At 63.3% G+C, this 12,131-nt stretch carries 10 protein-coding genes; 6 read left to right on the top strand and 4 right to left on the bottom strand.

Going from position 1 to position 12,131, the window contains the following annotated elements:
• Positions 1 to 30 precede the first annotated feature (30 nt).
• The 4 genes from C4S68_RS10870 (at position 31) to C4S68_RS10855 (ending at position 4,275) form a co-directional block, all read left to right on the top strand.
• Positions 31 to 1,161, top strand: coding sequence for a Rieske 2Fe-2S domain-containing protein (locus C4S68_RS10870; RefSeq protein WP_103933310.1), 1,131 nt, complete (start codon positions 31 to 33; stop codon positions 1,159 to 1,161).
• Between the two features lie 79 nt (positions 1,162 to 1,240).
• Positions 1,241 to 2,278, top strand: coding sequence for an aldo/keto reductase (locus C4S68_RS10865; RefSeq protein WP_103933072.1), 1,038 nt, complete (start codon positions 1,241 to 1,243; stop codon positions 2,276 to 2,278).
• A gap of 45 nt (positions 2,279 to 2,323) precedes the next feature.
• Positions 2,324 to 3,265, top strand: a complete 942-nt coding sequence (locus tag C4S68_RS10860) for a glycosyltransferase family 2 protein (protein ID WP_103933071.1) — start codon at positions 2,324 to 2,326, stop codon at positions 3,263 to 3,265.
• Between the two features lie 53 nt (positions 3,266 to 3,318).
• Entirely contained in the window at positions 3,319 to 4,275 is a 957-nt protein-coding gene (locus C4S68_RS10855; RefSeq protein WP_103933070.1) for a glycosyltransferase, read from the top strand.
• Positions 4,276 to 4,373: 98 nt separating this feature from the next.
• On the opposite strand, the gene C4S68_RS10850 is transcribed toward C4S68_RS10855, so the two are convergent.
• Positions 4,374 to 6,032, bottom strand: a complete 1,659-nt coding sequence (locus tag C4S68_RS10850) for a DHA2 family efflux MFS transporter permease subunit (RefSeq protein ID WP_146072108.1) — start codon at positions 6,030 to 6,032, stop codon at positions 4,374 to 4,376.
• Between the two features lie 176 nt (positions 6,033 to 6,208).
• Between C4S68_RS10850 and C4S68_RS10845 the strand changes: the two genes are divergently transcribed.
• Positions 6,209 to 7,000: a zinc ribbon domain-containing protein gene (locus C4S68_RS10845; RefSeq protein WP_103933069.1), complete on the top strand. Its 792-nt coding sequence runs from the start codon at positions 6,209 to 6,211 to the stop codon at positions 6,998 to 7,000.
• Between the two features lie 15 nt (positions 7,001 to 7,015).
• Here the strand turns inward: C4S68_RS10845 and C4S68_RS10840 are convergent, their stop codons facing one another.
• Both C4S68_RS10840 and C4S68_RS10835 read right to left on the bottom strand, forming a co-directional pair.
• Positions 7,016 to 8,008 carry an FkbM family methyltransferase gene (locus tag C4S68_RS10840; protein WP_160115103.1) on the bottom strand — a complete coding sequence of 331 codons (993 nt, stop codon included), beginning with the start codon at positions 8,006 to 8,008 and terminating at the stop codon, positions 7,016 to 7,018.
• Between the two features lie 133 nt (positions 8,009 to 8,141).
• Positions 8,142 to 8,858 carry a helix-turn-helix domain-containing protein gene (locus tag C4S68_RS10835; protein WP_235011520.1) on the bottom strand — a complete coding sequence of 239 codons (717 nt, stop codon included), beginning with the start codon at positions 8,856 to 8,858 and terminating at the stop codon, positions 8,142 to 8,144.
• A gap of 246 nt (positions 8,859 to 9,104) precedes the next feature.
• On the opposite strand from C4S68_RS10835, the gene C4S68_RS10830 reads away from it, so the two are divergent.
• Complete coding sequence (locus tag C4S68_RS10830) at positions 9,105 to 10,268, top strand: hypothetical protein (protein WP_103933066.1); 1,164 nt, start codon at positions 9,105 to 9,107, stop codon at positions 10,266 to 10,268.
• 181 nt (positions 10,269 to 10,449) lie between these two features.
• Here C4S68_RS10830 and C4S68_RS10825 read toward each other — a convergent pair whose 3' ends face one another.
• Positions 10,450 to 12,120, bottom strand: a complete 1,671-nt coding sequence (locus tag C4S68_RS10825) for a M28 family peptidase (protein WP_103933065.1) — start codon at positions 12,118 to 12,120, stop codon at positions 10,450 to 10,452.
• Positions 12,121 to 12,131 lie beyond the last annotated feature (11 nt).

The following is a 12,131-nucleotide window of genomic DNA, read 5'->3' as shown; positions in this document are numbered from 1 at the left end:
GCGCGAGATGTGCATGCCGACCTGCTGGCCATGCCCGATGCCCGCACCGGGCCGCCGGCCGAGATGGTCTTCGGCGACTGGTACCCTGCCCTGCGCGCGGACCAGATGAAGACTCGCGAGACAGCGCTGGCCACGCTGCTGGGCATCCCGATGTTGATTGGCCGCAAGAAGGACAACTCGCTGTTTGCGATGCGTGACCTTTGCCCGCATCGTGGCATACCGCTCTCGGCCGGATGGTTCGATGGCGAGACCGTGCAGTGCAAGTACCACGGCTGGCGCTTCGAGCCCTGCAGCGGACGCTGCGAAGAGATTCCTTCGCTGACGCAGTTCGATATCCTGGAGCCGACGAAGATCTTCGCCAACAGCTTTCCGGTGGTGGAGCGCGATGGCTATGCGTGGGTCTACGTGCCTGAGGCAGGTGCCGGACGCCTTCCGTTCGACGTGCGCGGTCAGTTTGATCTGAGCGCTCTGCCTCCCGTGCCGGAGCTACCCAAATTTGGCAAGCGGTTTCGCTCGGCGCACCTGCAGGCCGATCTTCCCTGCAACGTCGACCACGGCATCATCGGGCTGATGGACCCGGCGCATGGGCCGTTCGTGCATCGCGCGTGGTGGTGGCGCTCGGCGGAGAGCATCCACGAGAAGACCAAGCACTTTGAGCCGATTGTGGGTGCCAGTGAGCCTGCGCGTCGCGGATTCAACGACGGCTTCCGCATGAGCGCGCATGCCCCCAGCTCCAACAGCCTGCCGTATCGCATCCTGGGCAAGCCGATCACGACCATCGACTTTGTGCTGCCGAATCGCCGCACGGAGACGATTCGCGCGAAGAACGACAAGGGCGTGGAGCGGTGGTTCTCTTCCCTGACCACCGTGACGCCCGTGACGCCGACGAGTTGCCGCATCGATGTGATCGCGGCGTGGGATATCGGGTATCACGTGCCGTTAGTGCTGCCGATCGCGAAGTACTTTGGAGCGAAGTTCGTGGCACAGGACCAGCAGACAATGGTGGAGCAGGCGCGGGGTCTGCGGTCGCACCCGGGGCTGATGCTGATCGACGATGCGGACAAGCCGGCGAAGTGGTACTTCGCGCTGAAGCAGCGCCGGCTGAGTGGCCAGGGCGAGCATCCGCTGCCGGGGCCCGTAGAGCTGCATTGGTACAGCTAGCTCTGGGCGGTTCATGCAGGATGCGCCGATCATCAGCTAAGCTCGCATCATCGTTCTACGAGGGAGCATCTGAAGCGCTATGAATACTCGATTCCTCGGCCGTTCCGGCCTACGCGTTCCCGAGCTGTGCTTTGGCACCGGTACCTTTGGTGCAGGCAATGAGGTCTTCGCCGCCTGGGGCAATACCCAGGATGACGAGGCCCGGAAGCTGATCGACCTCTGCATGGAGGCGGGTTGCAACTTCTTCGACACGGCGGACATTTACTCCGACGGCAAGAGCGAGTCGGTGCTGGGCTCGGCCGTGAAGCACCTGAAGCGCGAGGACATCCTGATCTCGACCAAGGCGACCTTCCGTGGCGGGTTTGAAGGCCCGAACAGCGTCGGCAGCTCGCGCTACCACCTGCTGCAGGCCGTGGAAGGCTCGCTGAAGCGGCTGGGCACGGACTACATCGACGTCTACCACATGCACGGCTTCGACGCGTCGACGCCGGTGGACGAGACACTCTCCACACTGGACCTGCTGGTGAAGCAGGGCAAGGTGCGCTACATCGCCTGCTCGAACTTCTCCGGCTGGCACCTGATGAAGTCGCTGACGGTCTCCGAGCGCTATGGATGGTCGAAGTACGTTGGGCACCAGGTGTACTACTCGCTGGTGGGGCGCGACTATGAGTGGGAGCTGATGCCGCTGGGCATCGAGCAGGGTGTCGGAGCGCTGGTGTGGTCTCCGCTGGGCTGGGGACGCCTGACCGGCAAGCTGCGCCGCGGAGCGCCGAAGCCCACGACCAGCCGCCTGAACAATCAGCTGGCTACCGACATCGGACCGCAGATCGAGGACGAGTACCTGTACAAGGTCGTCGATGCGCTGGATGAGGTTGCGGCCGAGACGGGAGCGACGATTCCGCAGATCTCTCTGGCTTGGCTGCTCTCTCGTCCCACGATCTCTACGCTGATCATCGGGGCTCGCAACGAGGAGCAGTTGAAGGGCAATCTTGCCGCAGTGAACGTGAAGCTGACGACCGAGCAGATCGCGAAGTTGGATGCGGCGAGTGAACGGCCGCTGGCCTACCCCTACTGGCATCAACGGCAGTTTGAAGAACGTAACCCAAGGCCGGTGTAAACGCTTTTGTTGCACTAGAATGGTGCGGGTTTCCACAAGCGCCTTATGTCGAACTTTCTTGAAGCTGGCCGCACCGGTGCGTCGGAAGACCGTGCGGTCAGCGTGATCATCCCGGTTTATAACGGCGCGGTCTTCCTGGGTGAAGCGATTGAGAGTGTGCTTCGGCAGACTCTGCCCGTGCAGGAGATCCTGGTCATTGACGATGGGTCGACGGACGGCTCTGCGGAGCTGGCGCGTTCCTATCCGGGTGTTCTTGTGCTTTCGTTTGAGAACGCTGGCTTGTCCACGGCACGAAATCGTGGAATCGCTGCGGCCACGTCGCCCTGGGTCGCGCTGTTGGACAGCGATGACATATGGGTGCCCGAAAAGATCGAACGCCAGATGAAGTTGCTGGGCGAGAATCCCACAGCCGATGTCTGCGTGACCGGCTACCAGCTGCTGCAGAATGGCGGCCTCGGCAAGGTCATGCGCGCACCGGAGGACTTCGGACCTCGTCTGGAGCTGGGGACGTTCAGCATGCCCAGCTGCTTCGTGCTGCGCCGGTCCGCCCTGCTTGCCGTCGGGGGTTTTGATCCCAACGTGACGAGTGCGGAGGACTGGGACTGCTGGCTGCGTCTGAAGCGCGCCGGCGCAACCTTCGTCAGCTGTCCTGAGCCGCTGATGCACTATCGCCGCCATGGAAACAACCTCACGAGCGACGCGGCCTTTATCTATCGCGGGGATCTGGACATCTTCGATCGATTCCTGCTTCCAAAGGTGCCTGCGCCGCTCCGGCCGATGGCACGCTGGCTGCGAGTTTCGCGCCTGCTGTCGGAGCAGGCGGTCCAGGCGCGTGAAAACGGCCAGCCCGGGTACCTTCCGCTGATGCTGCGATCGATCCTGATGTGGCCGGTGGGCGACTGGCGGCGTTACAAGGTAGCCGCGCACATGTCTTTGAAGAATCTGGGGCTGGTAGGGCGTGGCCAGCGATCTGTCAGTACCGGCTAAGTTGGCTTTGCACGCGCGGCTGCGTTGGTTTTGGCATCAATCAAGAGCAGGGGATGTGTTTCATGTATGAGCTGGTGCCGCCGGAGGCCATGGATGTTGCCGCGGACTCCGCGCCCTGGAGTGTCACCGCGGTCGTTGCGGTTTACAACGGCGCGCGGTTCCTTCGCGCCGCCATCGAAAGCATCCTCAACCAGACCAGGCCGGTCGACGAGATCATCGTCGTCGACGACGGATCGCAGGACGACTCGGCTGAGATCGCACGTTCCTATCCGAATGTCCAGGTGCTGACACAGCCCAACATGGGAGTCGTTCGTTCACGAAACCGCGGCATCACGGATGCGACCTCGACGTGGATCGCGTTCCTCGATCAGGACGACGTCTGGCTGCCGGATAAGATGGAACGCCAGATTGCGGGGCTGCAGGCGAACCCGGTCGCTGAAGTCTGCATGTGCGGCTTTCAGATCCTGATTGACGGCAAACCGGGGGAGATTCGCCGCGCGCCGGAGAACTTCGCCCGGTCCCTCGAACATGGGTGCCTGGCACTACCGAGTGGGACGGTGGCGCGCAAGTCGGCGCTGGTTCGCGTCGGGGGGTTTCATGTGGACGCGGCCAAGGCTGAAGACTGGGACCTGTTGGTCCGGCTCAAGCGATCCGGCACGATCTTCATGAGCTTTCCGGAGCCCCTGATGCTCTACCGGCGACACGGCGCGAACGTGACGAACGACCCCGCGCATATCTACACGGGCGATCTGGAGGTCTTCGACCGGCTCATCCTGCCAGGCATTGCGGCGCCGTTGCGTCCCCTGGCCCGCTGGAGGCGCGTGTCGATGCTGGAAGGTGACCGCTCTATCCTCGAGCGCGAGCAGGGGCAGCCTCACCTCACACGCATGCTGCGCTCCCTTGCGATGTGGCCCTTCGGTAACGGCAAGCGGTACAGAATCGCAGCGCATATGGTGCTCCGGCGCCTCGGCGCCGTCGGGGACGACTCCATTCCGCCCAGTGCGAACTGATGGGTGCGACCCGATTCAAGCGCCTTGACGCCGATGTCTCCTTCACGGACTTCCGTGAAGGAGACATCGGAATCGAGCGCGACGTTTCGAAGAAAGACTTAGTGACCGGCGCTGGCAGAAGCGTTCTTGGGTGGCTTCGGGATGAAGAAGAGCAGCGGAATCATGCAGGCGCAGAAGATCGTCAGGTAGCGGATGATGTCCACGTAAGCGAGTGTTGCGGCCTGGCGATGCATCTCGTTGTAGATGTAGGCCTGCGCCTGGTGGATGGCGCCGAAGCTGGCGCCGTTGAACGGGCCGCCCTTTACGCCGGTACCGTTGCCGATCTTGAAGCTGCCGGCCATCTTGCTGACCTGCTGCTGATACCCGGGGCTACTCGGCGTCAGGTTGCGGATCATCGAGTTCTCATGAGCTGCGGTGCGCCTTGTGAGCATGGTGGCCATGAAGGCCGTGCCGCTCGAGCCGCCGATGTTACGCGCGAGGTTGGTAAGGCCGGAGACGTCGTTGTTCTCGTTCTGCTTCACCCCGATATACGCGATCGTGTTGATGGGGATGAAGAGGAACGCGAGACCGGAGGCCTGGAAGATGCGCATCAGCACAAGCTCGCCATAGCTGATGCCGAGGTTGATCTGCGCCATGTACATCAGCGATACGGTGAGCATGAAGAAGCCGTAGCCGATGAGCTTGCGCGGGTCGATCTTACCCGAGAGCACACCCACCACAGGCATCATGGCCATCATCATGAAGCCGGCAGGCGAGAGCACAAGGCCTGCGAGCTCCGCCGTGTAGCCCAGCAGGGTCTGCACGAACTGCGGGATGAGGATGGTGGTGCCATACAGCGAGAAGCCGAGCACGAACATCAGCATGAAGCTGATGGCGAACTGTCGTCGCTTGAAGAGGGTGAGATTGAGGATGGGCCGATGCCCGTCGCGCAGCTGCTTGAGCTCCCACCAGATCATGGTGATGAACGCGATGACCATGGCGGCGATGAAGAAGGTGATGATCTTCGAGCCGAACCAATCGTCTTCCTGGCCCTTGTCGAGCACGAACTCGAGTGCGCCGAAGGTGATGGCGAGTAGACCGAAGCCGATGAGGTCGAGCCGGATGCCGCCCTTCTGCGACTCCTTCACCTGCTTCTCGACCCACGGTGGATCTTCCACGATGCGCGAGGTGAGGAACAGCGAAAGCAGGCAGATAGGAACGTTGAGGTAGAAGATCCAGCGCCAGTCGAAGTTGTCGGTGATGTAGCCGCCGAGCGTGGGGCCGATAGCGGGAGCGACAACGACTGCGAGACCATACATCGCGAAGGCCTGGCCACGCTTCTCCGGCGGGAAGGTGTCGGCGAGAATTGCCTGCTCCGACGGTGCGAGTCCGCCGCCGCCGATACCCTGCAGGATGCGGAAGAAGACCAGCATCGGCAGCGAAACCGCCAGGCCGCAGAGGGCGGAAGAGATGCCGAAGAGGGCCACGCAGATCATGTAGAACTTCTTGCGGCCGATGAAGGTGGTCATGTACGCGCCGGCCGGCAGAATGATGGCGTTGGCGACGAGATACGCGGTGAGCACCCACGTGGCTTCGTCCTGCGTTGCGCCCAGCCCGCCCGCGATGTGCGGCAGCGCGACGTTGGCGATGGAGGAGTCGAGGACCTCCATGAAGGTGGCCAGCGTCACGGTCATCGCGACGATCCACGGGTTGATGCGCGGACGCCACGGCGGAGCGGCGACGGTGGTAGACACTTCAGTTGCGGTAGCTGCAGCCATACGGAAGGAGTTCTTCCTCTAGATTGTGGTCTTGGGCGGTCCGATTCAGAATGTTGGCGAAAAATGCCCTCGAAAGGGTCTTGCGGGGAACTGGCACGATGGCGTGCAGTCTCCCCGGCGTCCGCGTACGATGGTGCCCACGGGTTAAGACGGGGAACATAGCGGAATATTGTGAGATGAACGAAGTTCTTGAAAAACTGATCGTGGCCCAAGCTGTCGACCTGGAACTTGCCAGGCTGAAGAGCGAACTCGCGGGCGTGCCTGCGCGTCGCAAGGCCGCCGAGACCGCATTGCGTGCCGCCGAGGACGCGCTGCGGAAGATCGACGAGGGCATGCGCAAGGAAGAGGTTCTTCGCCGCACGCAGGAGAGCGAGGTCCGCAGCTACAAGGACAAGCAAACCCGGCTGCGGAAGCAGCTGGACGCGGCCACCTCCACCGCGCAGGTCACGGCACTTGAACACGAGATCGGCTTCACCGAGCAGGCCGTGGCGAAGCTCGAAGACGAAGAGCTGGCTTCCATGGAACGAACCGAGCAGCTGGAGATCGATCGCAGCCATGCGCAGGAGGCTCTGGAGCGGACGACCGCGACGCTTACCCGCGAAACGGTCGCCTGCGAGGTGCTGACCGAGCAGAACACTGCCCGCATCGCAGACCTCACCTCAGAGAGGGCCGCGATACGAGCCGACGTTGGCGCGACCGAGGAAGGCGAACGGTTGTTGTCGCAGTATGATCGCGTTGCGAAGTCGAAGGGGACGGCGCTCTCCGAGGCGACCGGACAGAAGTGCTCGGCCTGCCAGATGATGCTACGGACGCAGCGCTGGAACGACATCACCGACCGCGATCCAAACTCACCCCACAAGGACGAGGTGTTTACCTGCGAGACCTGCGGGCGGATGCTGTTCTACGACCCGCGCCGGGACGCACCGGGTGAGTGGACGCCAGGACAACGGCTCGCCTCCAGCAAGTGAGCCCGCAAAGACCGTTCAGCAGCGCGAGATGAGCGCGTCGCGGGTAGAGCGGTCGACCATGGCGGCCACGTCGAAGTACGGGATCGTCTCGACGCGGGAGGTCACAAGGAGCAGGCTGGCCCAGAGATCTTCCTGTAGACCCGAGGCGGCACAGTAGAAGTCGCCGCGGTTGGTGAAGAAGACCATGTGCTCATATCCGAGACTGTTGAGGAACCGAAGGCCATCGAGGGGATCTTCCTGGAGCAACCTTGGAAACCACTCAAAGAACAGCACTGGGTGGTAGCGACGCAGCAGCTCGACGCCGGAGCGCAACACGGCAAAGTCAAAGCCTTCGGTGTCGACTTTGATGAGGGCGAGGCCATTCCGGCTTTCGACAAAGGGCAGCGCAAGGGAATCCAGTCGGCGCAGCGTGCCCATGGCGACCCCATGAGCGGCAACGCGCGTGGTGGGGTTCGCCCTGCCGTCATCCTCGAGATAGACCTCGGCGCCTTCCTGCTCCCCAACAAAGGCGCGGGTCACTACCACGCGCGAATTGGCTTCGTGGTTTGCGGTACAGAGACCGGCTATCTCTTCTTCCGGCTCGATGCAAAGGTAAGCGAATCGTCCAGGCAGTGCCTCTTCAAGGATGGCGACGGTATCCCCAATATTTGCTCCCACATCCACTGCGGCGAGCATGGACGATGGGGTATGCTCCGCAGCGATCGCCTGGGCGGTGAGAGCGAGCGGACGGTTGTACTGCGGATTCACGACGAGGATCCCCGGAAGAGGATGCTCAGCGGGCATCTGGAGGCTCTGGCCATAGACGACGCACTTCACCGTTCGCCGGGAGCCAAAGCTGCGCGCCAGGGGGGCCACCACCCGTCGGGCGACCTTCGCCACGAGATTCAAAGGAAAAGGCGAGCCATGCGATGCGCGAGAGAGGCGCAGCTCCGCATCGAAGGAGAGCTGTGCGAGTCCCCCTGGCTGACGGGCCTTAAGCCCTTGACTGGTGCGTTCCACGTTCTGCATCACGGCTCCGCAGGCAAATGGAGGGGGCCTGGGAAGCACTTTCAGTGAGATAGGAGCTTGCTGGCGCGATTGTAGCGTACCGCAGGCTGCGCCATTGGCCACGGGGCGTGGCCGACGCATCTCGAAACCCGGCTCAGGGCTTGCGGATCGCCGCTTTGACAGCAGGAACCCGTACTTCGGCGCGGTTGCTGCCGCGCATGGGCTCGCTCATGGAGAGAATGAGCGCCGTGCAGGTCGCCTCACCGATCTTCTGGTAGCTGTGAACCGCCTCCGCATCGAAGTACACGGCGTCGCCCTCATCCAGCACGTCGACCATGCCATCATGCGTGAGTTGCAGCTGGCCGGAGAGCATCACCAGGAACTCCATACCACCGTGCTGGTGGGCACGCTGCGGGCGGCGCTCGTTGCCGGGAAGGAACTCGGCCACGTACGGGGTGACAGGCTGGTCGGCAGGCACCTGGCCGAGGCTCTCGAAGAAGTAGGCAGGCTCTTCGGCGCCGGTCTGCGGCAGGCGCTGGCGATCCGCGGCACGCACGATGCGGAACATCTCCGGGCGCTCCGGCTCGAAGAAGTAAATGAGGCTCCGCGAGAAGACCATCGCGATGCGTGCAAGGTTCCGCAGCGTAGGCACGACGCGGCCAGTCTCGAGCTGCGACAGAAAGCTCGCAGACAAGCCGGTGTGGCGGCCAAGCTCGACGAGGCCCATGCCTTTACGCTGGCGGAGCTGCCGGATGCGCTCGCCAATGCGCTTGCTTTCAATGCACACCTCGGCGGCTTCGGCGGTGATCGCTTCTGCTTGCACCGTGACGGGGTGCAACTCGGGCTGGGTCTGGGTCAGTATCTCGCTCATAGGCATCCGGGAACCTGAATTCAGGCACACCCCAAGCTCGGACCGCAGCCTGGCAATGTTGTAGGTACGATGACGTCTTGACGAGAGAGGATGCCCCACTTTGCGCTCCGGTGGAATCGTCCGGGCATGCGATTGAGCCTGTTGGACTTGCGAGGACGCCTCGCCCGGGGTCGCAGGGGTGCTAGGCTCGTTAGCATGGTTCGGTTCGTCGGGAAGCGTGTGTGGTGCAGCAGCTTTGGAGGCGCAATGGGCTCCGTTTTGCTGGCCGGGTTGCTGACCGGTTGCGCCAATCCCGGACCTCCGCGCGCACCCTCGCTGCATCTGCCGTCGCTGCCACGCGACCTCAGCGCAGATCGCTCCGGAGACGTCGTCGAGCTGCGATTCACTGCGCCCAGGAACTCCACGGACAAGCTGCCGCTGCGCGCCGCGACGATCAGCGGAACGCTTTGCCGGCAGGTGGGCAAGGGGCCATGCGTCACCGTCCCCGGCTCCGGTGGTACCTTTCCCCGGGTCGATGCCGGTGGAAGGCCAACGATTGTGGTGTGGCACGATTCCCTGCCCGCCGACCTTGGCTCCGGACCTCGACGCCTGCTGTGCTATCGCGTCGAACTGTTCAACGCTCTGGGCAAGTCCGCTGGCCCTTCCGATCCGGCGTATGTCGTTGCGGGAACTCCGCCGGCGCGTGTCGAGCACCTGACAGCGGAGGGCTCACGCAAAGGCATCGTGCTGCACTGGGCTCCTTCGACAGGGGATGCTGGCGAGGTGCTTCTTCGTCGCGAAGGCCGAGCTTCGCTGCCGCCCAAAGAAGCTGCCAAGGCGGAGAGCGCCACGCCAAAGCGCACCTCGACGCTGAGCTTGAACGATGACAGAACCGCGAAGCAGGACGTGGTTTGGATGAGCGCAGTACCCGATGCAGCGGACCGCTCGCAGAACCGCTCCCTGGACGCGAGCGCCGTGCTTTCCGTGCCCTACCGCTACCAGGCTGTGCGACGCGAGATGGTGAAGTTTGGCGGCCGCACGCTGGAGCTTCGTGGCGAGCTGTCCGACCCGGTAAGCATCACGCTGCAGCCGGTCTTTGCCTCGGCGGCGCCGACGGGGCTCGTCGCTGCCGCCTTCAGTAATGCGACGTCCCCAGGTGTCGCGGGTCCTTTCGCGGTTGACCTGGTGTGGCAACCCGTCGACGACGCGGATATCGCGGGCTACAACGTCTATCGCGAGCGGATCGATGCCAGTGGAGCCGCTGTGGGTGGGCGCGAGAAGCTCAGCCCAACCGCATCGCGGGAGCCGGGCTTCCACGATGCGACTGCGAAGGCAAACGAGCGCTATCGCTACAGCGTGACCGCGGTGGATACGCATGGCAATGAGAGCGCGGCGGCGACCACCGTGCTCGAGCCGAGCGAAGTGCAGTAAGAGGTTTTCGTCGTCATTCCGACCCTGAGGGCAGCGAACGAGGAAGACCCCCTGTATTCGCTTGCAGTCGAACAAGAGCCGAGTGAGCCTGATGCCTCTTCCGCAGCAATCATCCTGCGAAGCGATACGGGGGTTCCTCGTTCGCGCCGCTCTCTCGGAATGACGGTTAGTGCCGCGTTGACTATCGTCCTTCGCTCTTGAGGCGTGCAGCTTCGAACTCATCACCGTGCAGCCACTCGATGGTGTGAGGCAGATGAATCACCTGCCAGCCCAGATCCATGCCGAAACGGGCGATGTTGGCGTCGCCGCGGAAGTCCCACGTGGGATCGAAGTTGTCCGTGACGTTGTGATAGTCGTGCTCGTTGAACGCCTTCTCCTTGGCGATCCCCCACGCATGATCGTGGCCTTCATACAGCGTGCCGGAATCGATGGAGAACGCCGGGATACCGAGCCGCGAGAGCGAGAAGTGATCGCTGCGGTAGTAGCTGCCGGCGGACGGGCGCGGGTCGGGCACGATGGCGAGGCCGAAGCGTTTCGCGGTGGCTTCTACCTGCGGATAGAAGGTGGTCCGCTGCGCTCCGTTGACGTTGACCTCCTGCTGCACCCCGAGCGGCAGCAGCATGTCGACGTTGATGTCCAGCGCGATCTGAGCGGAGGGGATGGGCGTGTGCTGGCCGAGGTACTCGGAGCCCAGGAGGCCTTGCTCTTCCGCGGTGACCGCGGAGAAGAGCACGGAGTGCGGCAGCTTGAGGCCGTGCTTCGTGGCGTCACCCCACGCATGGGCCATCTCGATGAGCATAGCCACGCCGGTGCCGTTGTCGGCTGCGCCGTTGAAGATCTTGTCGGGGCCAGGTACTGAGGGATCGACGCCGAGGTGATCGTAGTGCGCGGTGTAGAGGACTGCCTGATCGGGAGCGCCGTTTCCAGGCAAACCACCCACCACGTTCGGGCTCTGGAAGGGCTTCACCGTGCTCGAGACCGTCGCCTGAAAGTGCACGGGCAGCTCCACCGCTTTGAAGCCGCGCTTCCCTGCCGCGTCGAACTCCTTGTCGAGATCAAGGCCGCTCATCGCGAAGATCTTGCGTGCTACCTCAAGCTGCACCCAGCTCGCGGCTTTGAGGCGTGGGTTCGCATCATCGCGGAGGTAGGTCTTCTCGCCGGTGTTGGAGTTCTGCACCACGTTCCAGCCGTAGCTGGCGAGGTCGGTGCGATGGATGATGAGCGCGCCGATCGCGCCCATCTTCGCGGCGTGCTCGAACTTGTACGTCCACCGGCCGTAGTAGGTGAGCGCGTCGCCCATGAAGAACTTCGGATCGTTCGACGGCGGATCGCCGACGATGCAGAGGATGACCTTGCCCTTCACATCCACGCCCGCGTAATCGTCCCACTGGTACTCGGGCGCGGTGGCGCCGTAGCCGACGAAGACGATGGGCGCGTCGACAGTCTCGTGCGCGTGCAGTTGCTCATCCGAGATGGTGTAGTCGTCACCGAACTGCAGCGGCGCCGCCTCGCCATGCGCCGGCTTCAGGACGGCGATCGTCTCTGCCGGCTTCACCTTCATGCTGACGAAGTTGACCTGCTGCAGGAAGGTGCCGTTGTCGCCCATGGGCTTGAGCCCGGCCTTGGCGAACTCGGCCGCGATGAACGCGGCTGCCGCATTGCCGCCCGCGGAACCGGGATAACGGCCCTCGAACTTGTCATCGGAGATGTACTTGTCGAGATCGCGGATGCGGTCGGCGCTGACTAGCTTCTCGGCGGCTTCGATGCTCTGAGCCTGTGCGGTCATGCGCGTGGCGACCGGCGCCAGGACTGCTGCAGCAAGAGCTGCGGTGACGATGCTGCGTGGCTTCATGCGAAAGGGCC

This window comes from Bryocella elongata, from assembly GCF_900108185.1.
Classification (GTDB): Bacteria; Acidobacteriota; Terriglobia; order Terriglobales; family Acidobacteriaceae; genus Granulicella; species Granulicella elongata.
The sequence above is the reverse complement of the archived record's forward strand: the minus strand, read 5'-3'. Positions and strand labels throughout refer to the sequence as shown.